Annotated in this window: 24 protein-coding genes; 15 read left to right on the forward strand and 9 right to left on the reverse strand. The window is 67.8% G+C overall.

The annotated features are described in order from the left end of the window. Positions 1 to 7: 7 nt before the first annotated feature. Positions 8 to 1,279, reverse strand: coding sequence for an MFS transporter (locus VV02_RS24470; RefSeq protein WP_052595924.1), 1,272 nt, complete (start codon positions 1,277 to 1,279; stop codon positions 8 to 10). A 388-nt stretch (positions 1,280 to 1,667) separates the two neighbouring features. Between VV02_RS24470 and VV02_RS24475 the strand changes: the two genes are divergently transcribed. Beyond that, positions 1,668 to 2,510: an aldo/keto reductase gene (locus VV02_RS24475; protein ID WP_052595926.1), complete on the forward strand. Its 843-nt coding sequence runs from the start codon at positions 1,668 to 1,670 to the stop codon at positions 2,508 to 2,510. Between the two features lie 4 nt (positions 2,511 to 2,514). Here the strand turns inward: VV02_RS24475 and VV02_RS24480 are convergent, their stop codons facing one another. Continuing rightward, the gene (locus VV02_RS24480; protein ID WP_052595928.1) at positions 2,515 to 3,405 is read right to left on the reverse strand and encodes an SCO6745 family protein; all 891 of its coding nucleotides are present in this window, start codon (positions 3,403 to 3,405) and stop codon (positions 2,515 to 2,517) included. A 91-nt stretch (positions 3,406 to 3,496) separates the two neighbouring features. Between VV02_RS24480 and VV02_RS24485 the strand changes: the two genes are divergently transcribed. After that, entirely contained in the window at positions 3,497 to 3,877 is a 381-nt protein-coding gene (locus VV02_RS24485) for a hypothetical protein (protein ID WP_052597530.1), read from the forward strand. A 100-nt stretch (positions 3,878 to 3,977) separates the two neighbouring features. Here the strand turns inward: VV02_RS24485 and uppS are convergent, their stop codons facing one another. Further along, complete coding sequence (uppS, locus tag VV02_RS24490) at positions 3,978 to 4,700, reverse strand: polyprenyl diphosphate synthase (RefSeq protein ID WP_169787751.1); 723 nt, start codon at positions 4,698 to 4,700, stop codon at positions 3,978 to 3,980. Between the two features lie 140 nt (positions 4,701 to 4,840). On the opposite strand from uppS, the gene VV02_RS24495 reads away from it, so the two are divergent. The 9 genes from VV02_RS24495 (at position 4,841) to VV02_RS24535 (ending at position 14,157) form a co-directional block, all read left to right on the forward strand. Further along, complete coding sequence (locus VV02_RS24495; RefSeq protein ID WP_052597533.1) at positions 4,841 to 5,641, forward strand: alpha/beta fold hydrolase; 801 nt, start codon at positions 4,841 to 4,843, stop codon at positions 5,639 to 5,641. A 66-nt stretch (positions 5,642 to 5,707) separates the two neighbouring features. Next, entirely contained in the window at positions 5,708 to 6,532 is an 825-nt protein-coding gene (locus VV02_RS24500; protein WP_052595932.1) for a TrmH family RNA methyltransferase, read from the forward strand. Between the two features lie 155 nt (positions 6,533 to 6,687). Continuing rightward, positions 6,688 to 7,116, forward strand: a complete 429-nt coding sequence (locus VV02_RS24505) for a peptidase inhibitor family I36 protein (RefSeq protein ID WP_052595933.1) — start codon at positions 6,688 to 6,690, stop codon at positions 7,114 to 7,116. Positions 7,117 to 7,235: 119 nt separating this feature from the next. Further along, positions 7,236 to 7,991, forward strand: a complete 756-nt coding sequence (locus VV02_RS24510) for a helix-turn-helix domain-containing protein (RefSeq protein WP_052595935.1) — start codon at positions 7,236 to 7,238, stop codon at positions 7,989 to 7,991. 34 nt (positions 7,992 to 8,025) lie between these two features. Continuing rightward, the gene (locus tag VV02_RS24515) at positions 8,026 to 9,051 is read left to right on the forward strand and encodes an SAM-dependent methyltransferase (RefSeq protein ID WP_052595937.1); all 1,026 of its coding nucleotides are present in this window, start codon (positions 8,026 to 8,028) and stop codon (positions 9,049 to 9,051) included. Between the two features lie 445 nt (positions 9,052 to 9,496). After that, positions 9,497 to 11,320 carry a phosphoenolpyruvate carboxykinase (GTP) gene (locus VV02_RS24520; protein WP_052595938.1) on the forward strand — a complete coding sequence of 608 codons (1,824 nt, stop codon included), beginning with the start codon at positions 9,497 to 9,499 and terminating at the stop codon, positions 11,318 to 11,320. 267 nt (positions 11,321 to 11,587) lie between these two features. Then, entirely contained in the window at positions 11,588 to 12,088 is a 501-nt protein-coding gene (locus VV02_RS24525) for a SigE family RNA polymerase sigma factor (RefSeq protein ID WP_245633185.1), read from the forward strand. 80 nt (positions 12,089 to 12,168) lie between these two features. Further along, positions 12,169 to 13,137 carry a hypothetical protein gene (locus VV02_RS24530; RefSeq protein WP_052595942.1) on the forward strand — a complete coding sequence of 323 codons (969 nt, stop codon included), beginning with the start codon at positions 12,169 to 12,171 and terminating at the stop codon, positions 13,135 to 13,137. A gap of 183 nt (positions 13,138 to 13,320) precedes the next feature. Further along, positions 13,321 to 14,157, forward strand: coding sequence for a hypothetical protein (locus VV02_RS24535; protein WP_052595943.1), 837 nt, complete (start codon positions 13,321 to 13,323; stop codon positions 14,155 to 14,157). 67 nt (positions 14,158 to 14,224) lie between these two features. Here VV02_RS24535 and glpK read toward each other — a convergent pair whose 3' ends face one another. Next, positions 14,225 to 15,742: a glycerol kinase GlpK gene (gene glpK / locus VV02_RS24540; RefSeq protein WP_052595945.1), complete on the reverse strand. Its 1,518-nt coding sequence runs from the start codon at positions 15,740 to 15,742 to the stop codon at positions 14,225 to 14,227. A gap of 36 nt (positions 15,743 to 15,778) precedes the next feature. After that, positions 15,779 to 16,504 carry an MIP/aquaporin family protein gene (locus tag VV02_RS24545; protein WP_052597534.1) on the reverse strand — a complete coding sequence of 242 codons (726 nt, stop codon included), beginning with the start codon at positions 16,502 to 16,504 and terminating at the stop codon, positions 15,779 to 15,781. 226 nt (positions 16,505 to 16,730) lie between these two features. Here VV02_RS24545 and VV02_RS24550 point away from each other — a divergent pair, with 226 nt between their 5' ends. Beyond that, complete coding sequence (locus VV02_RS24550) at positions 16,731 to 18,458, forward strand: glycerol-3-phosphate dehydrogenase/oxidase (protein WP_052595948.1); 1,728 nt, start codon at positions 16,731 to 16,733, stop codon at positions 18,456 to 18,458. A gap of 111 nt (positions 18,459 to 18,569) precedes the next feature. Here the strand turns inward: VV02_RS24550 and VV02_RS24555 are convergent, their stop codons facing one another. From VV02_RS24555 to VV02_RS24570, 4 genes are all read right to left on the reverse strand, one after another. Then, positions 18,570 to 19,256, reverse strand: coding sequence for an endonuclease domain-containing protein (locus tag VV02_RS24555; RefSeq protein WP_083450410.1), 687 nt, complete (start codon positions 19,254 to 19,256; stop codon positions 18,570 to 18,572). 352 nt (positions 19,257 to 19,608) lie between these two features. Further along, complete coding sequence (locus tag VV02_RS24560) at positions 19,609 to 20,496, reverse strand: ABC transporter permease (protein ID WP_052595951.1); 888 nt, start codon at positions 20,494 to 20,496, stop codon at positions 19,609 to 19,611. Next, a complete protein-coding gene (locus tag VV02_RS24565; protein ID WP_052595953.1) occupies positions 20,486 to 21,274 on the reverse strand; it encodes an ABC transporter ATP-binding protein in 789 nt (262 codons plus the stop codon). The genes VV02_RS24560 and VV02_RS24565 overlap by 11 nt, the downstream gene beginning before the upstream one ends. Next, complete coding sequence (locus tag VV02_RS24570) at positions 21,271 to 22,317, reverse strand: ABC transporter substrate-binding protein (protein ID WP_052595955.1); 1,047 nt, start codon at positions 22,315 to 22,317, stop codon at positions 21,271 to 21,273. The genes VV02_RS24565 and VV02_RS24570 overlap by 4 nt, the downstream gene beginning before the upstream one ends. 198 nt (positions 22,318 to 22,515) lie before the next feature. On the opposite strand from VV02_RS24570, the gene VV02_RS24575 reads away from it, so the two are divergent. The 3 genes from VV02_RS24575 to VV02_RS24585 are packed head-to-tail and all read left to right on the forward strand — an operon-like array spanning position 22,516 to position 25,365. Next, positions 22,516 to 23,241 carry a response regulator transcription factor gene (locus VV02_RS24575; RefSeq protein ID WP_052595957.1) on the forward strand — a complete coding sequence of 242 codons (726 nt, stop codon included), beginning with the start codon at positions 22,516 to 22,518 and terminating at the stop codon, positions 23,239 to 23,241. Beyond that, positions 23,238 to 24,851, forward strand: coding sequence for a sensor histidine kinase (locus VV02_RS24580; RefSeq protein ID WP_083450411.1), 1,614 nt, complete (start codon positions 23,238 to 23,240; stop codon positions 24,849 to 24,851). Before VV02_RS24575 ends, VV02_RS24580 begins: the two co-directional genes overlap by 4 nt. Next, positions 24,838 to 25,365 (forward strand): GtrA family protein, encoded by a 528-nt coding sequence (locus VV02_RS24585; RefSeq protein ID WP_157063551.1) that lies wholly within the window; start codon positions 24,838 to 24,840, stop codon positions 25,363 to 25,365. The genes VV02_RS24580 and VV02_RS24585 overlap by 14 nt, the downstream gene beginning before the upstream one ends. The last annotated feature ends 65 nt before the right edge of the window (positions 25,366 to 25,430 follow it).

The raw sequence follows: 25,430 nt of genomic DNA on the forward strand, positions 1-25,430 counted from the left end.
TTCCGAGCTAACTGATCGGCACCGAGTCGGTCGGCGTCTTCGTCGGCTTGAGGCGGGCGTACACCGCGGCCGCGGGCGCGAGGACGAACGCTGAGGTCACCAGTGCGACGGGGATGCCGGATCGACTGCCGAGGGCACCCAGCGGCGGACCGCCGACGACCTGGCCGATCGCGTCCGCCTGGCTGTTCATCGACAGCACGGTGGCGCGTGACGCCGAGTCGACGTTGCGGTTCAGCCAGGCGGCCTGAACGGGGTAGGCGAGCTTCTGCGCGGCAGCCCGCAGCCACATCGCGGCGAGCGCGATCCACAGGTTGCCGAGCAGCGCGAGCCCGACGACCCCCACCATCTGGACGAGGATCAGAACCGCGAGGAGCCGGTTCGGGTGCGGGTTGCGTACGGCCCGCTCGGCCCAGCGGTTCACCACGAGCGACACCGCCAACGACAGGGCGGCGCTGATCAGGGCGAAGATCGTGAACCACAGTGCAGGCTCACGTGATCCGAAGAGCGACGGCAGCTGGAAGTCGTCGAGGATGCGCGCCGTCCAGAGCCGGTCGAAGGCCTCGCTGGCCAGCCCGACGAACAGGCTGATCAGCAGGAACGATCGGACGACCGGTCGCGTACGAGCGGTGGCCAGCCCTTCCTTGAACGACCGAGCCATGTGCGCGAAGGTCTCGCGCTCCTCGCGGGGCGTGCGGTGGAAGTTCTCCTCTGGCATCCGCAGTGCCAGCCCGACTGCGGCGAGCATCACGGCGATCCCGCCGAGCACGATCGGCAGGCGGACGTTGACCAACCCGAGAAGCCCGGCAGCAGCCGTACCCACGAAGGTCGCCGCCAGGTCGATCTGCTGCTCGCGCGTGAACACCGGTTGGACGCTGTCTTCGCCCACTTCATCGGTGATCCATGCCTCCCAGGCGCCGGAGGTGAACGTGTAGCCGATGCCCCAGACGACCTGGGCGGAGAGCACCGCCCAGAACGTCGGCACCGCGCCTTGCAGGGTGAATCCGGCGCCCATGAGCAGGACGCCGATGATGATCGACAACCGACGGGAGTAGAGGTCGGCGACGATGCCGGTCGGGATCTCGAACAGGAAGCAGGTCGCCTCCAGAACGGTGCCGACAACGACCAGCTGAAAGGCCGACAGGTCGACGACAGTGACCTGGTAGACGATGTTGAGAGTGGTCGACAGCACCCAGAACAACGAGATGAAGGCGTTGCCGACGTAGTAGACGCGAGTGGCGTCAGCCGGCCGATGGGCCCGGCGCCAGAGCGCAGCAAGCATGAAGAACTCCTGAGAAGTCAATGATCACAAGGCAATTCGCGGTATGCAGAAACCGCGGCGACGACCTGTAGGCCGTTCCGTTGCGGTGTGACGGGCATCCGATACGGCCGCGCGACGGACGTCGCGGCCGATCTCTCACGGGGATGCCGTGCTCAAGAGGTGATTCGCATTGCCGCCAGATTAGAGCCCAGGACGGCAGCGAGCCAAGCGGACTCAGTCCGACCCATCGCCGGTCGAGTAGGCGAGCCCCAAGGGCGAGCCGTATCGAGACCAGGTGCACGCGGTCACGAGGTCTCGATACGGCTCCGCTGGCGCTCCGCCTACTCGACCAGCGTGTGGGTGTGTCTGGAGCCGTGCTGGAGGGCCGGCGCGGCGTACTTTGGGGCACATGGCAACTGGCACCCCGACGTACACGCTCAATGACGGCTCGACGTTGCCGGCCATCGGCTTCGGCACCTATCCCCTGAGGGACGACGAAGGGGTCACCGCGATCGTGAGCGCGCTCGAGGCCGGCTATCGCCTGCTCGACACCGCGGTGAACTACAGCAACGAGAAGTCCGTCGGCGAGGCGATCCGGCGTTCCGGGATCCCGCGCGAGGGCATCCAGGTCGCGACCAAGATTCCCGGCCGGCACCACGCGTACGACGAGGCTCGCGCCTCGATCCGCGGCTCGCTCGAGCGTCTCGGCGTCGCGTACACCGACCTGCACCTCATCCACTGGCCCAACCCGAGCGTGGACAAGTACTCCGAGGCGTGGCGCGCGCTGGTCGACGCGCAGGCCGACGGCGAGGTGCGCGCGATCGGTGTCTCCAACTTCACCGCCGAGCACCTGCACCGCATCATCGACGAGACCGGTGTGACGCCGGCCGTCAACCAGATTGAGCTGCACCCGTACTTCCCGCAGGAGGAGATGCGCGCGACCCACAAGTCGCTCGGCATCGCCACGGTGGCGTGGAGCCCGATGGGCAAGCGGCAGGCGCCGTTCGACGAGCCGCCGATCGCGCAGGCGGCGCAGGCGCACGGCGTCACGCCCGGCCAGGTCATCCTGCGCTGGCATCACCAGATCGCCAGCCTGCCGATCCCGAAGTCCGCGACGCCCGAGCGGCAGCGGCAGAACCTCGACATCTTCGGGTTCGAGCTGACCGACGACGAGGTGGCGGCCATCACTGCGCTGGGTCGTCCGGACGGCCGGCTGTTCGGCGGCGACCCCAACACGCACGAGGAGATGTAGGCGTTCAGACCCCGGGGCGGATCCCGACCGGGGTCGTCGCGGGCACGGCTCCGGTAGACATCACTAACGCGGCGAGCGGAGTGAGCGCGGTCTCCAGTCGGTCGAGGGTCTCGTCCGGGGCGTCGTACGCCGTCGCGGCCATCGCGTCCGTCACGTGCTCGACGGCCTGACGCGCTTCATGCCCGGCGGCCGTGATCGCACCGTCCGGGTCGACCCAGTTGCGCGCGACGAGACGCTCTCGCGCAGCAGCCCACTCCTCGTCCGGCCACTTGCGCATCGACTGCACGTAGGCCGCGCCGTCGTCCCCGAAGACACCGGTCGCGGCATGCAGGACCAAGGCCTCGCACGGGTCGATGCCGTACGACGTCAGAGCCGCGACGTGTCCGTCACCTCGGTGCTCACGCAGCACGGAGGCGGCCCACCACAGGGCGTCCAACGGCTCGTCCGGCACCGGGACGGCAGCCTGAGCCGCGCCGAGCGGTCGCCCGGCGCGAGGGGCCGCCAGCGCCAGTCGTACGGCGATCTCTGCGGCCGTCGACACCTCCGGGCTGTCCGCCTGATCACCGAGGGCACGCCGCAGCGTCGTGCGTGCGATGTCCGCCCGGGCGTCGAGCACAGTCTGCGGGTCGGCTGCCTCCCACGCGTCCGGCAGCGCCCGGGCCACCATCGCCGGGTGGAAGACGTAGAACACCGCTTCGACCACTTCGGGCCCGACCGGTCCGAGCGCCGCCGCCCGCGAGGCGAAGTAGCCCATCCAGTAGCCCTTGAGCCCGATCGCGTCATACGCCGACTTGGTCTCGGGCGCGAAGTAGACGGCGGCGTGGACGGGTTCGAGCAGCTGCCACAGGGTGCGCGCGCGTTCGGACGGCTTGGTCAGGGCAGGTTCGACGGTCACTCTCGCGATGCTATCCACGCCGTTGCGGCGGTGAACGTCACGCTCCACAGACTGCTGACAGGTGTGGGTGACCGGGGCTAGCGTGCTGGACGTGAGACGTCACGCGCACGAGAACGTCGCCACCGTGCTGGTCGATCCAGCCGTGCTGGCCGATCTCGAGCTGGAGCTGATGGGCCACGACCTGCGGGTATGGCCAGTCCGCACTGCGCCGATGTGCGCGGACGGTCCACGACGGGCGTTCCAGATCCGGCAGGCGTTGCTGGACAAGCACCGCGGCGCGTGGGCGTGCGCGGCGGAGTGGGTGCCGGTCTGGATCGGGTTCGGCAAGACGTGGCAGCGCGGCGACGAGCCGCTGCCGTGGGCTGCCCACCAACGTCTGTGGCGGTTGCTGGGCGAGCGCGCCGAGCACGTCCGCTACCACCGGCGGCTCGGTGGCGTACGCCGGATTCCCCTCCCCCAGGAAGCCTTCTAGGAAACGCTGGTCGAGTAGCCGGAGCGCTAGCGGAGGCGTATCGAGACTTGGCGACCGCGGGCACCTGGTCTCGATACGGGCTCGCGCTGGGGCGCTCGCCCTACTCGACCGGCGACGTGGGAGTCCGCTTCGACGCATAGTGCGCGAGCGCGGCGTCGAAGTCCTCGCGGCTGAAGTCGGGCCACAGGTGATCCACGAAGAAAAGCTCGGATCTCGTTGTCTCCCAAGGGAAGAAGCCCGACAGCCGCTGCTCGCCGCTCGTGCGGACGACCAGGTCGATGTCCTTGGACGGACCGCCTCGCAGGTGCCCCGCGATGGACCGCTCATCAAGTGCCTCGAGCGCCTCGTCCCAGGTGCGGACCTCGGCGAGGGAGGACCGGACGGACTCCACGACCTCGCCCTGCCAGTCGTACCCGACGGCCAGCGTCAGGTGCCGCCCCCGGCCGGCCGAGTGGTCCATCGCGTGCTGCAACGCATCGCGCGTCGTGGCCGGCACCAACGACAGATCCCCCGCCACGTGCAGCCGCCACGTCGAGGTCTCGATCTGCTCGGCGATCACCGTCTCGAGCAGCTCCATCAGGTTGGCGACCTCGGCCGAGTCACGCTTGCGGAGGTTGAGCGCGGATGCCACGAAGATCGTGACGTGGTCGATGCCTTCGTCCTCGCACCAACTCAGCACTGTCCCCATGTGCCGCGCACCGGCCCGGTGACCGACACTCGGCGCGAGCCGTGCCGCCCGAGCCCACCGGCGGTTGCCGTCCATGACCAGCCCGACATGCCTCGGACGAGGACCGACCGGCGTACGACGCTTGACTCCCAGCACGCACTCGACGCTACCTGGGCGAACGGCATCCATCACCCGCATAGTCGACAACCGCTCGGTTGACAACACGTTCCCGCCGAGCCTACGGTCGGTCTATTCAACTGACTGGTTGATCACGGGCCATGACGAAGGAGTACCGGATGCCTCAGGTCACGTCCAAGGACGGCACATCAATCGCGTACGACCGGTTCGGCGCGGGGCCCGCGGTCATCCTGGTCGGTGGCGGACTGGTCGACCGTTCCGAGAACGGCCCGCTCGCCCCGGTGCTGGCCGAGCACTTCACGGTCTACAACTACGACCGGCGGGGCCGAGGCGACAGTGGTGACACGCTCCCGTACGCCCTGGAGCGCGAGTTCGAGGACATCGTGGCCGTGATCGAAAGGGCCGGCGGGACGGCGCACCTCTACGGCGTCTCCTCCGGAGGTGCACTGGCCCTCGAAGCGGCCGCCGCCGGTCTACCGCTCGCCAAGGTCGCCGCGTACGAGGTGCCCTACGACGTCTCCGAAGGCGCCGAAAAGCGTTGGCACGAATACGTTCAGCAGTTGACGGCTCTGCTGGCCGAGGACCGTCACGAGGACGCGCTCCGACTGTTCATGCGTCTGGCCGGCGCTCCAGAAGAAGCAGTCGAGCAGGCGCACAACTCACCCATGTGGCAAGGCTCGGTCGCGGTCGCCCCTACGCTCGCGTACGACGCCGCTTGCCTCGGCGACCTGCGACCGCCGACCGATCGCCTGCGCACCATCACCCAGCCGGTCCTGATCGCCAACGGCGGTCCCACCGACGAGACGATGGCCGGCCTGGGCGCCTCATTCTTCGATGACGCCACGACTGCCATCGTCGATGCCGTGCCTCACGCCGAGCGCGCCACCATCCCTCAGCAGGGCCATGTCGCTGACCCGCGCGCGGTGACTCCTGTGCTCCGAGAGTTCTTCAACGCCTGAGCACCTCGCCTGTGCAGCGGTCGGACGCACCAGGACCCCCGGCACACTCGACTAGCGTGCTTTCTCATGCGGTCGACCCGAGTCTCCAAGCGCAACGCCACCTTTCAGCAGTGGCAGACGCTCCTCACCAACCGCTCCAAGCGCACCCGCGCCGGCGAGTTCCTCGTCCAGGGCGTCCGGCCGATCACGCTGGCGGTCGAGCAGGGCTGGACGATCCGGTCCTTCCTGTACGCCGATGACGCCCACCTCTCGCAGTGGGCTCAGGACCTGCTGGACGGTACGTCTGCCGCCCAGTTCGCGCTCGCGCCCGACCTCTTGCAGGAGCTGGCCGAGAAGGACGAGGGCGCGCCCGAGATGATCGCGGTCGTTGAGATGCCGCCGGACGACCTGACCCGCATCCCGACCGGTGCCGGACCCACTCTCGTGTTCGACCGACCGAGCAGTCCGGGCAACATCGGCACGATGATCCGGTCGATCGACGCCCTCGGCGGGTCTGGCCTCATTGTGACCGGCCATGCGGCAGATCCCTTTGACACCAAGTGCATTCGCGCAACGACCGGATCCTTCTTCGCGGTCCCAGTCGTGCGAGCTGGGTCGCAGACGGAGGTCCTCGACTGGGTCGCCGGGCGGCGCGCGCGGGGCGAGGACGTCGTCGTACGCGGCACCGACGAGGGCGGCGACACGGTCCCGCACGAGACGGACCTGACCGGGTCCGACGTGATCGTGATCGGCAACGAGACGCGCGGCATGACCGCTGCGTGGCGCGACGCTTGCGACTCGATCCTGAGCATCCCGATGACGGGCACCGCGTCCTCGCTCAACGCCGCATCTGCGGCGACCGTCGTGCTCTACGAGGCGCACCGGCAGCGCCTTGTCGCGCCCCCGTCTTAGGGCGTCCTGGCCGGGCACGCATTCCTAGACAGCGCTGTCAAGCCGTCCTGCGACATCTCGCGAAGAGCGTGGGCTCTGCGCCCGCACGCAGGTGTGATCTCCCCATGTGATAGCGCTGCAGCCCTGAGGCCACAGCACGACCAAGGGAAGACGTCATGAAGAAGTCACGACTTGCAGGACTCACCGTCGGCCTGGCGCTCGCCGCCGGTTCCGTCGCGTTGATCAGCCCCGAATCAGCCAGCGCGCAGGGCACGGCGCCATGCCCGTCGGCCAACTACTGCTTCTACCAGAACAGCAACTTCAACCGCACCGTCTCGGGTTGGCACCTGAACTACAACACAACCCCGTCGGGCAACTTCAACAACCCACCGTCGGGCGGTGGTTATGACAGGCACGACCAGCTCACCTCGATCATCAACAATGGCAACCGCACCATCTGCATCTACAACAACGGCCTGTTCGACGACACTCTGATCAAGCGCGTCCTGCCATACGCCGATGTGGCCTTGCTGGCCAGCTCGGTCAATGACACGGCCGACCGATGGAAGATCTTCAGCGGCTCCGTGGCCTGCCCGGGCGACTGACCGAACGACGCTTACTGCCCGGGTCATCTCCATGGCCCGGGCAGCATGCTGTCCTGAGCCGGCGCAGAAATGTAGCGAGGCGACAGCCGACGTGTAGCGGGCCCGCCGAGAGTGAGCGCATGTCCACCGTGGCTGTCTCCGAACCATCCGCCTCTCGGTCTCCCCTCGACATGTGGTGCGACCTCACCGACCTCTCGAACTCGCTGTTCGCCGAGACGGCTCGCGGCAGGACCGCCACCGGCGTACGCCCGATCGCGCACGGCGCAGGCGACGTCGCTGCGGCAGTCATGGCTCTCCTGCGGAGGGTGCGGCACTCGCTTCTGGTCCTGCAGCCGGAGACCCCGTTCGACCCGGCCGATCGCTGCGGACCCGTAGTCCGCGCCCACCGAGCCCGCGGCGTACGGATGTCGGTCATCACCAGCCCGCGCGCCGGCTTCGACAACCCGTTCGTGCACACCCGCCGCAACCTGGCGCTCGCCGGTCCGGCGATCGGGTCGCTGCTCATCCTCGACCGCGCGAGCGTGGTCATGCCGGGGCCACCGACACCGTCCGGCGCACCGACTGCCTACCTCGCCTCCCGCCCCGAGGTCACTCGTCTCGCGCTCGACGTCTGGGCGACGGTGGAACGACAGTCCGTGTCCGGGGACGCGGTCGGGTGGCCGCAAGCGACGCAACGGCAACGGCGGATCGCCAGCAGCGTGGTCCTGGGCGAGAAGGACAGCTCGATCACTCGCATTCTCGGCATCTCGGCGCGCACGCTGACTGCCGAAGTGGCCGCGCTGCTTCGCCTCACAGGCACCTCCAGCCGCTGCGAGCTCGGGTTCCACCTGGGCCGGCTGACCAACTTCTCCGGCGTCGCCATCAGCCCGCCGTGACCGCACAGCCGTGAAGGGCTGACACGATGGCGGCGTGGATACGCCTGTGCTCTTCTCGGTAGCGCCCGACTACTACCGCTCTGCGGTCGCCGAGCTGCGTCGTACGCTGCCGGTCGCCAAGATCCAGCGCGTCGGCGAGGACGCCGGCATCGTCTACCTCGGCAGCGGCGGACAGGAGACCGCGGTCGAGGCCAGCATGGCGTGCGACCTGCGCTTCGTCCGCCATCTCGCCGGCGTCGACGCAGTCGTCAACACTTCCGAGCTGAACCGGCTCGACGCGGAAGAGGTCGCGGACTGGGCGGCTGATGCGGTGCTCGATCGCCTGGACGCCGGCGACGAAGTCAGTCTCCACGTCTGGGACAGCGGCGATGTCTCGTGGGCCCCCGGCAAGATCCGTCGTCCGCTGCTGGAAGTGTTGCTGGACAACGGGATTCGCGTGGTCACGTCCAACTCCGAGCAGACGGTTTCGGTGTGCGTGGGTGAGGAGCGTACGACGGTGGGCCTCAGCCCCAGCGGTCTCGGCCTCTGCGACTGGGCCGGTGGTCGCATCCGACTCGCCAACCGCAAGGAGCAGGTCTCTCGGGCGGAGTTCAAGCTGGAGGAGCTGTTCGGGTTCATCGGTCCGCCGTCCGGCAAGGTCGCGATCGACCTCGGCGCGAGCCCGGGCGGGTGGACGCGCATCCTGCGCAGCCACGGCTTCGAGCGGGTCTACTCCGTCGACCCCGCCGACCTCGACCCGCGCATCCTGGCCGACGACGAGGTGCATCACCACCGCACCACGGCCGGCGAGTTCATCGCGGCCTACAAGGACAGCCCGGTCGACATGATCGTCAACGACATGCGGATGGTGCCGCACATGACCGCAATCACGATGGTCGACGCCGCCGACATCCTGCGTCCGGGTGGGCAGGTGGTGGTGACGTTCAAGCTCGGCACCACCAACCCGGTCAAGCAGGCCGACGAGTCACTCGAGACTCTCGCTGAGGCGTACGAGCCGACGTTCATCCGGCAGCTCCAGCACAACCGGCACGAGCTGACCGTCGTCGCCACCCGCCGCTGACCCGTGCCGCCGTCTGGTGGGACGGCCGGCGCTCGTCCACTTGAGACTGAGTGCGCTCAACCGCACGGACCCTCAAGTCGAGCGGGGGCTCCTTGCACGCCGTCGCGCACTCGTTGCAAGGCGAGTCAAGGAGACGGCAGGCGAACGGGAGACGACGGAGGCGGCGTACCCGATGATTCCGAACGTGGTCGAAGACACATGATGCGCGGTTTTGTTCGAATGTCGTTTGTCTCGTCGGGTTCGAGACCGCCCCGGACGGCAAGTCAACACAACCCACTAGGGATGTGACACGGGTCACAAGTGGGCCGGTCCGGACGATTGTGGGGGCCTGAATAGCCCGGCGTACGGTCGAGAAACCGCCCCCGATGACGTGGGCAGCATCCACCCCTCGAGGGCGGCAGGCCGGGCCCCACACAGGCTCGCCACCGCCGAAAGTAGGCGAACCATGACGGCAACGGACGCTCCCGCAACCACCGGCACCTCGCACGCCAAGCTCCAGGCGTGGGTCGATGAGGTGGCCGCGCTGACCACCCCGGACCGTATCGAGTGGGTGACCGGATCCGACGAGGAGTGGACGGCGCTGACCAACAAGCTCGTCGAGGCCGGCACCTTCGTGCGCCTCGATGAGAACAAGAAGCCCAACAGCTTCTACGCCGCGTCCGACCCGAGCGATGTCGCCCGCGTCGAGGACCGCACCTACATCTGCTCGGTGGATGAGAAGGACTGCGGCCCGACCAACAACTGGATGGACCCGGAGAAGATGAAGGACCTCATGCGAGGTCTGTACAAGGGGTGCATGAAGGGCCGCACCATGTACGTCATCCCGTTCGTCATGGGTCACCTCGAGGCTGAGAAGCCGATGTTCGGTGTCGAGATCACCGACTCCGAGTACGTCGTCGCCTCCATGCGCGTCATGGCTCGCGTGGGCGACAAGGTCAAGGCCCGCATCGAGGAGCTGGGCGACGACGCCAAGTACGTCCCCGCCCTGCACTCGGTGGGTGCGCCGCTCGAGGACGGCCAGGCCGACGTCAAGTGGCCGTGCAACCCCGAGAAGTACATCGTGCAGTTCCCCGAGGAGCGCACCATCTGGAGCTTCGGCTCGGGCTACGGCGGCAACGCCCTGCTCGGCAAGAAGTGCTACTCGCTGCGCATCGCCTCCGTCATGGCACGCGACGACGGCTGGCTGGCCGAGCACATGCTGATCCTCAAGCTCATCTCGCCGGAGCAGCAGGTCTACTACGTCGCGGCGGCCTTCCCGAGCGCCTGTGGCAAGACCAACCTCGCGATGCTGAAGCCGACGATCCCGGGCTGGAAGGTCGAGACGCTGGGTGACGACATCGCCTGGATGCGCTTCGGCAAGGACGGACGCCTGTACGCCGTCAACCCCGAGTTCGGCTTCTTCGGCGTTGCTCCCGGCACCAACGAGCACACCAACCCCAACGCGATGTCCACCATCAACAAGGGCAACTCGGTCTTCACCAACGTTGCGCTGACCGACGACGGCGACATCTGGTGGGAGGGCCTGGAGAACACGCCGGCCCACGCGACGTCCTGGAAGGGCGAGGACTGGACGCCGGACTCCAAGGAGCTGTCCAGCCACCCGAACTCCCGCTACTGCACCCCGATCGAGCAGTGCGACATCCTGGCGGACGAGTACAACGACCCCAACGGTGTGCCGATCTCGGCGATCCTGTTCGGTGGCCGCCGCAAGACCACGGTCCCGCTGGTGACCGAGGCTCGCGACTGGCTGCACGGCACGTTCATGGGCGCCACGCTCTCCTCGGAGACCACCGCCGCCGCGACCGGCGCCGTGGGCGTCGTACGTCGCGACCCGATGGCGATGCTGCCGTTCATCGGCTACAACGCCGGTGACTACTTCAACCACTGGGTCAACCTCGGCAAGGACGCCGACGCGACCAAGCTGCCGAAGATCTTCTACGTCAACTGGTTCCGCCGTGACGACGAGGGCGGCTTCCTGTGGCCGGGCTTCGGCGAGAACTCGCGCGTGCTCAAGTGGGTCATCGAGCGCATCGAGGGCAAGGCCGCTGCGATCGAGACCCCGATCGGTCACGTCCCTACCCCGGAGAGCCTCGACACCGACGGACTCGACATGAGCGATGCCGACCTCGAGCAGGCCCTCTCGGTCGACGCCGAGGAGTGGAAGGCCGAGATCCCGCAGATCGAGGAGTGGTTCGCCAAGTTCGGCGACAACCTTCCGACCCAACTGCAGGTCGAGCTGGACGGCCTGAAGGCCCGCCTCGGCCTGTAAGTTCTCCTGCTAGACCCTCACCACCGGTGCGGCCGGCGTACGCATGCTCGTACGCCGGCCGCACCGGTCATGTGCGCCGTCCCGACGGTGCGCATGATTCTTGATCGATCAAGCAACCTGAACCCGATTAACGCGTCTTAACGGGTGGCAGCGCGCTTATCTGTCATCCGAATCGCACCAGGGGGTCTAGGCATGACAACCTTGGCCTCGAGCCCAGTCCGTGTCGTCGGGGAGGCGGGACGGAAGGACGTGACAGGAGTGCGCGCGGTGACCGACACTGAGGTGGATCTTGCGGCGTTGTATGCCGCGCACCACCTCCAGATGGTGCGCCTGGCGCGCCTTCTCGTCGATGACACCGCGTCTGCCGAAGACGTCGTCCAGGACGCTTTCCTCGGCCTGCACCGCCGCCAGCACCAGCTGCGTGATCCCGGCGCCGCCGTGGGCTACATCCGCCAGGCTGTCGTCAACCAGGCCCGCTCCCAGCTGCGCCGCCGTCGTACGGTTCGAGCCCACCTGCGCGTGGCAGAGCCGGAGATCGGACCGGCCGCCGACGCCGACCTGATGCTGAGCGAAGAGCACCGCGAAGTGCTGCAGGCCGTCAACAAGCTGCCCGAGCGGCAGCGCGAGGTGCTGATCCTGCGTTTTTGGTCCGGGCTGTCGGAAGCCGAGATCGCTGACACCATGGGCGTCAGCAAGGGCACCGTGAAGTCTCAGGCGAGCCGTGCGATGAAGACGTTGCACCAGTACCTCGAAGAGGCGCGAGCATGAGCTCCGCGCGCATGGGCTCTGGGGGCCACAACGATGCTGGACAGGGGAGGTCTGCGATGCCGGTGGGGGGAGCGACGCGCATGAGTTCTGGAGGTCACGACGGCGCCGGACCCAGCAACCCGCTTCAGAGCGGTGGCGGGGGCGGCGATCTGGAGCAGCTGCTGCGTGACGCCTTCGAGGCGCGCGCAGCCGAGGTGACACCGGGCAACCTCGACACCAGCCGTGAGCACACGATGCGCGAGCTGCTCGCCGAGCCCGCGCCGCGCGAGCTGTCGCGTCGCTGGCTCTACGCCGCTGGTGCCGGCCTCGCCGCCGCCGCAGTGGCGGGCGCGATCGTGATCGCCCAGCAGCCCCAAGGCAACGCCCGCTTCGCGAGCGACCCGCCCGTGGGCCCCAACGCCACCGTGACAGTCGGCTCACCGACCAACGGTGGTGACCAGACGGGCCAGCCCAACGGAGGGCAGCCGTCTGGCCAACCGAACACCTCGCCGGGATCCACCGGGCCGAGCGGCGCGCCCTCGACACTGGGCGGCACGACCGCACCGACGTCAGGCACCACGAGCGCACCGCGCACGGCGGCGACAGGTACAGCGGGCACCAGCAGCGTGACGACGCCGGGTGAGACTCCGGGCACCGAGACGTCGTCGGACGCCTCACCGACGATCGCGGGTGGGAGCAGCGGACCGCTGTCCGTCCCGTCGACCTTCGTCGCACAGGGTGAGATGTCGAGCATCCCGATGCCGTCCGACATGACGTATGAGGTGCTGGAGTCCAGCGACAACTACATCAAGATCCATGTCAGCGACTACATGCAGCTGACCCGCTACCTCAACAACAACACCCCGTTGGGTGGCTGGCCGCGTGATGACCGCGGCTACCACTCGCCCAACAGCACGATGGCCGCCAGCTCGCCCTCGTCGGACGGCTCCGGCGACGGTGGCGTCTTCACGCTGTTCGTCGACCCTGACGATCAGGGACCGGCGCAGACCAGCGAACCCTCCGGAGAACCGTCCGGGGACTCGACGACCGAGCCCACAGCCACTCCGTGACGAGCGCCACAGGTCTGCACCGAACTTCCTGACCTCACTGACAACCTCGGCCGGTCTCGAGCGTCTTTACCGGTGGGAGTGCCCCGGGGGGCGCTCACCGGAGGACACCAGTCCTGGCGGCTTCGAGGAGGGGCGAGGCCGCCAGGCGCGGTGGACATACAAGACTTTGTTGGGATGGGGAGTATGAGCTTGGACCTGGAACAGCGGCTGCGTGATGCCCTCGAGGCACGCGCCGCTCAGGTCACCCCGGATGACCTGGACATCGAGCGCGAGCATGAGCTGCGCCGTGTCCTCGTGGGTCAGCCGGCAACGCAACCCGGGAGGTGGCGCCCGGTGCTGGCGATCGGTGGCGGGCTGGCCGCGGCCGCACTGATCGTCGGCACGATCGCCACGGTGGCCAGCAACGATGGACCGTCCTCGGTCGCCGCTGACCCGACGCTGTCGACCACGTCCGCGACGGCTGCGCCCAGCGACAGTGCGGGCACACCGGACGCGCCGACCAGCGACGTCGAGCCACCAGCGACTGAGGAGGTGCCGCGACGTACGACGGCGGCGTCTCCTTCGCGAGGCAGTGCCACTAGCCGTGACACGTTCGGCGCATACCCGAGTGTGCCGTCGAGCTCCAGCACGCTCTCCACGCCCACCGGCTCCACGACCAGCGCCCCCGTGGGCAATGCCAAGGTCAGCATCTACGGAGCAGCCGGCGCACAAGGCAACGACGTCAGCGTCACGTACGGCATCAGCGGCAGGGTGCACGCCTTCGTCGAGGGCGGGGACGCACAGCCGACCTTCACGCAGGTCACGTATGGCGACGGCCAGCAGGACGGCAGCGATGGCGGTGGCGTCACCTGTGATCCGGCCGGAGCACTCCGGCCGATCAACATGAAGTTCGGGCCGCTGACCCACACCTACGCCAAGCCCGGCACCTACACCGTGACGTTCATCATCGGATACTGCGGCGACAAGGGTGCGACAACGGCCACCACCACGAAGACCGTGACGGTTGCCGCGGCGAGCTGACCGCTTCTCACTCCGTACGACGAAGGCCGGCCCCCACTGCGGGGGCCGGCCTCAGTCGTACCGCTGATCAGTCCTTGTCGTCGGTGGTCCAGTCGAGAGTGCGCTTCACGGCCTTGTTCCACTTGGCGTAGAGGCGGTCGCGATCCGCATCGTCCATCTGCGGGTCCCAACGCTTGTCCTCGGCCCACTGCTTGCGCAGCTCGTCCTCATCCTTCCAGAACCCGACGGCAAGACCCGCGGCGTACGCGGCACCGAGCGCAGTCGTCTCGTTGATCTGCGGACGGATGACCGGCACATTGAGCAGGTCCGCCTGGAACTGCATCAGCGTGTCGTTGACGACCATGCCGCCGTCGACCTTGAGCTCGGTGAGGTCGACGCCCGAGTCGGCGTTCATCGCGTCGACGACCTCCTTGCTCTGGAAAGCCACGGCTTCCAACGCCGCTCGCGCGATGTGACCCTTGTTGACGAACCGGGTCAGACCGACGATCGCGCCACGTGCATCGGAGCGCCAGTGCGGCGCGAACAGACCCGAGAACGCCGGCACGATGTAGACGTCACCGTTGTCCTCGACACCCTTGGCGAGGTCCTCGATCTCAGGTGCGTCCTTGATGAGGCCGAGGTTGTCGCGCAGCCACTGCACCAGTGAGCCGGTGACCGCGATCGAGCCCTCGAGGGCATAGATCGGCTTGTTGTCCCCGATCTTGTAGCAGACCGTGGTGAGCAGGCCGTTCTTGGAGAGGACCTTCTCCTCGCCGGTGTTGAGCAGCAGGAAGTTGCCCGTGCCATAGGTGTTCTTGGCGGTGCCCGGCTCGAAGCAGACCTGCCCGAACGTCGCCGCCTGCTGGTCGCCGAGGATGCCGGCGATGGGTACGCCGGACAGCACACCGCGTGGACGGACCTCGCCGTAGACCTCGGACGAGGACTTGATCTCGGGGAGCATCGAGAGCGGGATCTTCATATCTGCGGCGATGGACTCATCCCAGCTGAGGGTGGCGAGGTCCATCAGCAGAGTGCGCGATGCGTTGGTGACGTCGGTGACGTGGATGCCGCCGTCCGTGCCACCCGTCATGTTCCAGAGCACCCAGGTGTCCATGTTGCCGAAGAGCAGGTCGCCGGCCTCGGCCTTCTCGCGGGCGCCCTCGACGTTGTCGAGGATCCACCGCACCTTGGGTCCGGAGAAGTAGGTCGCCAGCGGCAGACCGACCTTCTCCTTGTAGCGGTCGGCACCACCGCCGAGCGCCTCGAGCTCGGCGCAGATCTTGTCGGTACGCGTGTCCTGCCAGACGATCGCGTTGTAGACCGGTTCGCCGGTCGTCTTGTCCCAGACGACGGCCGTCTCACGCTGATTGGTGATGCCGACCGCCGCGAAGTCGGAGGCCTGCAGGTCCTTCTTGGCCAGCGCCTCCGCGCAGACCTTGCGGGTGTTGTCCCACACCTCAGTCGGGTTGTGCTCGACCCACCCTGCCTTGGGGAAGATCTGCTCGTGCTCCATCTGCGCGACCGAGACGACGGCGCCGTCGTGGTCGAAGACCATGCATCTCGTGCTCGTGGTGCCCTGGTCGATTGCTGCGATGTACTTCGTCACGTCAATCCCCTTACGGATTAAGTCGATTCATGGACTTTAGATGTACATGTTCGCGACCACGCCGGCGATCACGCCGCCGATGATCGGGCCGGCGACCGGGATCCACGAGTAGCTCCAGTTGCTGTCGTCCTTGTTGGGGATCGGCAGCAAGAAGTGCGCGATACGTGGCCCGAGGTCACGAGCTGGGTTGATGGCGTAGCCCGTCGGGCCACCGAGGCTGGCACCGATGCCGACCACGAGCAGCGCGACAGCGAGCGGGCCGAGCCCGGAGGGCGTCTTGCCGAAGCAGATGATGACGAAGACCAGGACGAAGGTGCCGATGATCTCGGTCACGAGGTTCCAGACCGGGTTGGAGACCTGCGGACCGGTCGAGAAGACACCGAGCGATGGCCCGTCCTCGCGCTCGTCGAACTGCTTCTTGTAGGCCGCCCAGGCGAGCACGGCACCGACGAACGCGCCGACGAACTCACCGCACAGATAGACGAGGGTCGAGCCGAAGGTCACGTCGACCCCCTTGGCGTACTGATCAGCTCCGTTGGCGAGGAGCCCGAACGTCACGGCCGGGTTCAGGTGCGCGCCCGACTTGAAGGCGGCGTACACACCGGCGAAAACCGCTATGCCCCAACCGAAGTTGATCATCAGGAAGCCGCCGTTGAAGCCGTTGTTCTTGGGTAGCACGGCGTTGGCGACCACACCGCAACCGAGCAAGGTCAGCAACCCTGTGCCGAACACCTCGCTCAGGAAGACCGATCCCAGACTCACATCCATGCGCGCGTCCTCTCAGAAGGGACGGAGCGCCACCGCGGATCTCGCGCTGCCACTCCGTCGTGCTCAGCGTTCTTGCCTTCATACCGCACGGTGTTGGGGTCGTCTATCAACTTGGTACTACTGGTGGTCAGCCGCAGTTACGCGCGGATCGTCCGGTGTCTACAGTGAGGACACCGCGAGCGCTCCACCGAGATCGGCACATTCCGAGAGGACTTTCGCCATGGTCATGCAGCCCTTCAGCGCCAAGCTGGGCCCCGATGAGCGCGCCCAAGCGTGGAAGGAGCTGACCGAGCGCGAGTTCGACGTGCTGGTCATCGGTGGCGGGGTGACCGGGGCCGGCACGGCGCTGGACGCCGCAACCCGAGGGCTACGAACGGGACTCGTCGAGGCGCGCGACTTCGCCAGTGGCACGTCGTCGCGCTCGAGCAAGCTCTTCCACGGTGGCCTGCGCTACCTCGAACAGCTCAACTTCTCGCTCGTCGCGGAGGCGCTCAAGGAGCGCGAGCTGATGTTGACCACGATCGCGCCCCACCTCGTACACCCTGTGCCGTTCCTCTACCCGCTGTCGCATCGCGGGTGGGAGCGTCCGTACGTCGCCGCCGGGCTGACCATGTACGACCAGATGGGCGGCGCTCGCTCGGTCCCCCGCCAGAAGCACCTCACTCGGGGCGGCGCTCTCAAGCTGTTCCCCGGCCTGAAGTCCGGTGTGCTCGTCGGCGCGGTCCGTTACTACGACGCGCAGGCCGACGACGCCCGCCACACGATGACCGTGGCGCGCACCGCCGCTCACTACGGCGCCGTCGTCCGCACCTCGACCGAGGTCGTGGAGATCATCAAGGAAGCCGACCGGGTCACGGGCGTCGTGGTGCGCGACGTCGAGACCGACGAGCGGGCGACCGTGAAGGCCAAGGTGGTCATCAACGCGACCGGCGTCTGGACCGACGACGTCCAGAAGATGGCCGGCGGCCGAGGCCGCTTCCGCGTGCGGGCGAGCAAGGGCGTACACATCCTGGTGGCGCGGGACCGGATCGCCGGCGAGGTCGGGCTGATCCTGCGCACGGAGAAGTCCGTGCTGTTCGTGATCCCGTGGTTCCAGCACTGGATCATCGGGACGACGGACACCGACTGGACCCACGACCTGGCGCACCCCGCCGCGACGGCCACCGACATCGAGTACATCCTCGAGCACGTCAACAGCGTGATGTCGGTGCCGATCACCCGCGAAGACATCGTCGGTGTCTACGCCGGTCTGCGGCCCCTGCTCGCGGGCGAGAGCGAGGACACCAGCCAGCTGTCCCGTGAGCACGCGGTCGCCCGGCCCGCTCCGGGGCTGATCTCGATCGCGGGCGGCAAGTACACGACGTACCGCGTGATGGCGGAGGACGCAGTCAACGCAGCCGCGAAAGACCTTGGTGCGCTGAAGGATTCGGTGACCGAGCACGTACCGCTGGTTGGTGCTGACGGCTACGCCGCGATGGTCAACCTCAAGCACGAGCTGGCCGCCGAGACCGGGCTGCCCGAGTGGCGGATCGAGCACCTGCTCGGCCGTTACGGCTCGCAGCTGCACGAGGTGCTGGCGCTGTCCGAGGACGACCCGTCACTGCTCGAGCCCGTCAAGGACGCCGAGCAGTACCTCCGGGCTGAGCTGAAGTACGCCGTCACCCACGAAGGTGCACTGCACCTCGCTGACGTCCTCGCCCGTCGTACGCGCATGTCCATCGAGACCAAGCACCGCGGGGTCGGCGCTGCCGAGGAGGCCGCCGCGATCATGGCTCCGGTCCTGAAGTGGTCCAAGGCCAAGGTCAAGGACGAGATCACGGCCTACGCCGAGCGGGTGAAGGCCGAGCGCGCGTCGCAGGAGCTGGACACCGACGAGGCCAGCGACGCCGCACGCGGCGAGGCACCCGAGACCCGCCCCGGCCTGCGCGACGTCACCGCCACCACCTGACCCCACCTTTTTGGCCGACAGTGCAAGCCGCGTCGCTACCGAATTCTGGGTAGCGACGCGGCTTGCACTGTCGGCCAAGTGGGTCAGGAGCGGCCGGGCAGCGACGCCGATTCAGATGGCGAGCATCCTTCGGAGGTCCGCGAGGACCTCGGCATTGCGTGCGGGGATGTCGGCGGAGGTCAGTACGACGACGGTCCAGCCCTCCGCGGCCAGCTGCCGTCGGCGGTGCGCGTCCTTCTTGCGCTGCTCGGGCTCCGCGTGCACCTCGCCGTCGTACTCCACGATGACCCGTTGCTCCCGCCACACGAAGTCGACCTGAGCAATCCAACCGCCGCCGGCATCGTGGATGTCGACGTTCAGCTCAGGCATGGGAAGTCCGCCGCGTGTGAGCAACATCCTGACCATCGACTCGCGGGGCGAGCGACTGCCAACGCGTATTAGTTCCAAGGCTTCTCGCGCCTTGACGACACCACGGATGCCGCGACTTCGGCGTACGAGGTCCTTCAGCTCGGTGAGCTTGTCACTATCGCTGCCGACGACCGCGTCGCCGAGGACGACGAGTTCGTCGATCGTCAGATCGTTCGCCAGGTCGAGCCAGACGTCAGCCGATGATGCGACGGGCAGCTCGCGGACGGTCACCAGGGTGCGCAGCTCACTGCCGCGGTGGCCGACCAAACCGGCGCGTCTGATCTGCGACTCGTGGGCAGGTGTGATGACATCGATCGGCCGATCGTCGTTCTCCAGCCGACGCGGCAGTGGCAGGTCCATGAGCCGGGCCGCAGTCACATGGCTGAACATCGCACCGTGAGGTAGCAGCGCTGCGAACGCATTTGCTCTCTCAGCGATGGTTCGAGCCGGACTCGGAGCTCGGACGCCATATGTTCCAGAGTCAAGGTCGCTCCGCCTCAGCCGCTCAGCCGACACACCAGCGGCGCGCGCCTCGAACACCGTGAAGGCGCGCTTCGACAGCTCAAGCGGCAGCGGCTTTGGATGTCTTGGCACGCGACCAGACTCGGCCAGCGCGAGCCTGTGGATCAGTTATCCACAGGCTCTTTCTGTGTCGGACCACCCACCAATTTGGCCGACAGTGCAAGCCGCGTCGCTACCGAATTCTGGGTAGCGACGCGGCTTGCACTGTCGGCCAAGAAGGTCAGGGCTGGGGTGACACTCCACGGCGGCGGCGGAGGCGGTTGTCGAAGGCGTTGAACACGACGTCCACCAGGATGCCGATCGCCAGGATGATAATCATCAGCGCAATCATGTAGTTGGTGTCCTGAGTCTCCCGGCTCGCCTGCAGGAACTGTCCCAGCGACGGCCGGTTGGCTATCGCGACCAGCAGCTCACCAGCGAGCAGCGAGCGCCACGAGAACGCCCACCCCTGCTTCAGACCCGACACGATGCTCGGCAGCGCGGCCGGCACGATCACGTGTCGGTAGAGGTCCACCCGACCGGCCCCGAGGTTGCGCCCGGCCCGCACCAGCAGCGGCGGCACGTAGTCGACGCCGCTGATCACGCCGTTGGCGATCGAAGGCACCGAGCCGATCAGGATGACGAACAGGATCGCGGACTCGTCGATGCCAAAAAGCAGCAGTGCCAACGGAAACCACGCGATCGACGGCATCGTCTGCAGTCCGGTGATGAGCGACCCGATCGCCGCTCGCAGCACCCGTGACTGCGAGACCGCGACACCGAGCAGCAGCCCGACGACAGTCGCCAGCAGGAAGCCGACGATGCCGCGCGTCATGGTCACGCGGATCGCTTCCCAGATGGTCGGCAGCCCGTTGTCGGCGTACTTGTTGGTGAGCGTTGCCCACAGCTCCTCCGCCACGGGACCAGGCCCGCTGAACCCGGCCTCGGCCTTCCACCCGGTCGCCGCGAGCGCCTGCCAGCCGGCGAGCGCCAGCGCGAGTGCTGCGAGCTTCGGCCAGGCGGCGTCCCAGACCCGTCGGCCCAGCGGCCGACGCGTCTCGAACGTGTCCAGCTGATCCAGCCCACGCAGCTCTTGCACGCGCAGGTCGTCCTCGACATCAAGCGCCATGACGCGCCACCTCCTTGCGCAGGGCCACGGTGATCTCGCCTGCGAGTGCGGCCACGTCCGGGTCCTCGATCCGTCGAGGGCGAGGTACGTCGACCGGGTACTCCGCGACGACCCGCCCCGGACGACTGGAGAGGAGTACGACCCGGTCACCGAGTCGTACGGCCTCGCGCACGTTGTGGGTCACGAAAAGGACGGTCAGTCCCCTCGTTCGCCAGATCGACTCCAGCTCGTCATGGAGGAGGTCGCGCGTCATCGCGTCGAGCGCGCCGAACGGCTCGTCCATCAGCAGCACGGGCGCCTGCGTGGCAAGCGTGCGGGCGAGCGCGACGCGTTGACGCATGCCCCCCGACAGCTCGTGCGGACGACGGTCAGCGAACTCCTCGAGGTGCACGGCCGAGAGATACTCACGCGCCTCGGCAAGCCGCTCCTGCTTGCGAACACCCTTGAGCCGCAACGGCATTGCCACGTTGTCGACGGCCGACAGCCACGGGAACAGCGCGTGGTCCTGGAACATGAACGCCGCGTCACCGGCGACGGAAACCGTGCCGCCCGTCGGCTCGTCCAGACCCGACGCGAGGTTGAGCAAGGTCGACTTGCCGCAGCCGGAAGCGCCTACGAGACAGACGAATTCGCCGGGTGCAGCGTCGAGCGTGATCCCGTCCAGCGCGAGGACGCCGTTCTCACCGGCGTACCTCTTGGAGACGCCGCGAAGCGCGACGGCCGGGCCACCCTTGGTGTCCTCGGTCGCCGCGCCTGCACGGCTGGAGGCGATCGTCATCCCTTGATCTCGGGCTCGCCGCGCTGCTTGAGCAGTCCGTTGAGGATGCTCAGGTCGATCAGGCCGTTCAGCTCGGGCTTCTTCTTGAGGATGCCGACGTCGTACGCGTGCTGGGCGCCTGCCGTGATCGAGCTGGGCACCGGGTCGGAGCCGAACGACAGCTTTCCCCAGGACTTCGCGATCCCGGCGACCTTCTGGGGCTTGCCGGTGGACTTGCCGATGATGTCGGCCACGTCCTGCTGGGCCTTGGCCGGGTTCTTGGCAATGAGGTCACCGGCGTCCAGCCCGCCCTCGAGCAGCGCCTTGACCGTGTCCGGGTGGTCCTTCAGGAAGCTGGTGCGGACGGCAAGCAGCGTGATGACGAACTTCTTGTCCGGCCACAGATCGCGCTCGTCGATCAGCGTCTTGCCGCCGGCCTCGACGAGGCGCGTCGCCCACGGCTCAGGCACCCAGGCCCCGGCGATCTGCTTCTGCTTGAAGGCATCCAGGATCTGCGCGTTGTCCTGGGGCACGATGCTCACGTCACCGCCGCCCTGCAGTGTGGTCTTCAGGCCCTCTTGCTTGAGCTTGTAGCGCAGAGCAATGTCCTGGGTGTTGCCCAGCTGCGGCGTACTGACCTTCTGACCCTTAAGTCCCTTGACCGACGTGATCGAGGGATTCACGACCAGCGACGTACCGCCGGTCGCGGCACCGGCCACGATGGTGAGGGCCTTGCCGCTGGAGTTGATGAAGGCGTTCGTGGCCGGCCCCGGGCCGAGGTAGGTCGCATCGATGGCCCCGGACTTGAGCGCCTCGACAGCAGCCGGCCCGGCGTTGAAGTGGCTGACGGCGAGCTTGGTCTTGCCGAGGTGCTTGGCGAAGTAGCCCTCCTTGTCGGCCACGATCGGCGTCGCGTGCGTGACGTTGGGGAAGTAGCCGAGCTTGACCGTCGCGGGAGCCGAGCCGCCGCTCGCGGCTTCGGACTCACCGCCGCAGGCCGCTAGGCCCATGCTGGCCACGAGGGCTCCGAGGGTGATGAGGACTCGGCCTCGGGGTGTGGACATGGTGTGCCTCCTGCGACGGGGTGGCGGCGCCCGGCTGGACTGTCGCCACGCTCTGACGTGCAGGAGTATGTGCCATTCACCTTATTTGATTGGTAACGTCTGGTTATTTATCTCGATGGCTGAGACCCTCATCCGCCGCACAGGAGGCACACAGGTTGGCCCTGGTGTTCGCATAGGCCACCGCGGAACACTTCCACCATGACCGCGAATGCGCCTTCTCTCGCCCGCGCCGACGGCAGCCCGGTGCGGGTGCTGGTCGTGGATGACGAGCCCAATCTGACGGAGCTGATCTCCATGGCGCTGCGCTACGAGGGCTGGGACATCCGCGCCGCCGCGACCGGGTCGTCCGCGGTCCGCGAGGCGAAGGACTTCAAGCCCGATGCCGTCGTGCTCGACATGATGCTGCCGGACTTCGATGGCCTGGAGGTGCTGCGTCGGATGCGCGACGAGAACCCGTCCGTGCCGGTGCTCTTCCTCACTGCGCGCGATGCCGTGGAGGACCGCGTCGCCGGTCTCACCGCCGGCGGCGACGACTACGTCACCAAGCCGTTCTCCCTCGAGGAGGTCGTCGCCCGCGTCCGCGCCCTGCTTCGTCGGGCGGTCGTGCTGGCGCCCGAGCCGACGTCGATCCTCGCCGTCGGTGACCTGACCCTCGACGAGGACAGCCACGAGGTACGCCGAGCCGGCACCGAGATCTCTTTAACCGCAACGGAGTTCGAGCTCCTTCGCTTCATGATGCGCAATCCGAAGCGGGTGCTGTCGAAGGCTCAGATCCTGGACCGCGTGTGGCACTACGACTTCGGCGGGCAGGCCAACGTGGTCGAGCTCTACATCTCCTACCTGCGCAAGAAGGTCGACGCCGGCCACGAGCCGATGATCCACACGATGCGCGGGGCGGGATACGTCCTGAAGCCGACCCCATGACGTCGCGCGTGCTGCGTCCGTCCTCCTGGACCCTGCTGGCCAAGCTGGTCGCCTCGATCGTGCTGCTCTTCGTGGTCGTGACGACCGCCGTCGCTGCGCTGACCGTCGTCCAGGTGGAGAACACCTTGGTCAGCAAGGTCGACGAACAGCTGAGGAGCAGTACGGTCGCGCTCGCTCCGCCCCCCGACGCCGATGCTGACTCGGCTAAACGGCCGCGGGTGGCCCGGTTGGAAAGAGGCGCTCCGGCCATCGGCGGTGACGCGCTCCGCCTGGACATCGCGGCGGACGGCACCGTGATCACGGTGCCTGAGTTCCAGCCCGGCGGAGGCGCACGGGACAACGTGCCCAGTGCGAGCATCACCAAGTTCGGGCAACGCACCCAGCTGACGGCAACGCAGATCGCGGCCCTCCGAGCCATCCCGAGCGGATCCCCGCCTCGAACCATCGACCTGGGTGGCTCAGCCGGGAAGTACCGCGTGGCCTCGGTCCGCTATCCGACAGCCGTATCGGTCACGAACGCTCAGGGCACCACGACCACGCAGATGTTCATCACCACGACCGTCGGTGTGCCCCTCAAACCCGTGGACGACACCGTCCGGGGAACCGCACTCGCGGTCGGGCTCCTCTCCGGCGCGGCCATCCTGCTCCTCGGCGGCGTCACCGCCCTGGTCGTCCAGCGCAACCTGCGTCCCCTGCGCCGGGTCGCGGCGACCGCAACCCGCGTCTCCCACCTGCCGCTGTCCTCGGGCGACACCGGCACCGGCGAGCGTGTGGCCGACCGAGACACCGACGCCCGCACCGAGGTCGGGCAGGTGGGCGCGGCACTCAACGGACTCCTTGACCACATCGACCGATCACTGACCGCCCGTCATCGCTCCGAGATGCAGGTACGCCAGTTCGTCGCCGACGCCAGTCACGAGCTGCGCACGCCCCTCACCTCGATCAAGGGGTACGCCGAGCTCTCGCGTCGCGAGCCCGCGCCGGTCCCGCAAGGTGTGACTCATGCCCTCGGTCGGATCGAGTCGGAGGCCGACCGGATGACTTCGCTCGTCGAGGACCTCCTGCTGCTGGCTCGGCTGGACGCCGGCCGGCCACTGGACCGCGCGCCCGTCGACCTGACACAGCTCGCGGTCGAGTCGGTCAGCGACGCGCACGCCGCCGGGCCCGATCACGTGTGGTCGCTGGATCTGCCCGACGAGCCGTGCGAGATCGTCGGCGACGAGGGTCGCCTGCGCCAGGTCCTCATCAACCTGCTGGCCAACGCCCGGCGCCACACGCCGGCCGGCACCCAGGTGACCACCGTCGTACGCTCTCGCCCGGATGGTGGGGCCACGGTCACCGTTCGCGACAACGGACCTGGCATCCCGGCCGACCTGCTGCCGCACGTCTTCGAGCGGTTCGCGCGCGGCGACGCGGCCCGGACCCGCGTCGAGGGCAACACCGGTCTCGGGCTGTCGATCGTGCAGGCCGTCATGAGCGCGCACGGCGGGTCGGTCGAGCTGCGCAGCGAGCCCGGACGGACCGAGGTCGCGCTCCACCTGCCAGGAACGCCGACTACGCTGACGCTGCCTCCGCAGGGGGACGAAAGGAACGCGGGTGCCACGACTTGATCAGGTGCTGAGGACTCGACTCGGCGCCCAGATGCTGCGGTTTGCCGTGGTCGGGATCGGCAGCACTCTGCTCAGCCTCGTGCTGTTCGTGCTGTTCGCCCAGGTGGTGTCCCATCAGTGGGCCAACGTCCTGTCGCTGATCGTGAGCACGGTCGCCAACACGGCACTCAACCGACGCTTCACCTTCGGTGTCCAGGGACGAGCAGGAGCCGTACGCGTTCAGCTGCAGTCGCTCCTGCTCCTCGGTGTCAGCTGGGGTCTCACGGCGCTCGCGCTGTGGATCCTGCACCGCGCTGCTCCGGACGCGAGCACGCTCCTTGCATCGGCGACCTTCCTGCTCGGCAACTTCGTCGCGACGATCGTGCGGTTCGGACTGCTGCGCCGCTGGTTCCACTCCGGCACTCACGAGGCCAACCCCGGGCACACCCAGGCGGAAGCCGTCGTGGACAGCCTGCCCGTCTCGACGCACTGGGAGCAGACCGACTCGGCCGAGGCCGACACCAGCCGCTCCTGACGGGATCTCAACCCGGCTCGTGCCACCTTTGCGGAGTTCCGAAAAGGTGGCACCGCTTGGCAACC

The sequence above is a fragment of the Luteipulveratus mongoliensis genome (assembly GCF_001190945.1).
In the GTDB taxonomy this organism is placed as follows: Bacteria; Actinomycetota; Actinomycetes; order Actinomycetales; family Dermatophilaceae; genus Luteipulveratus; species Luteipulveratus mongoliensis.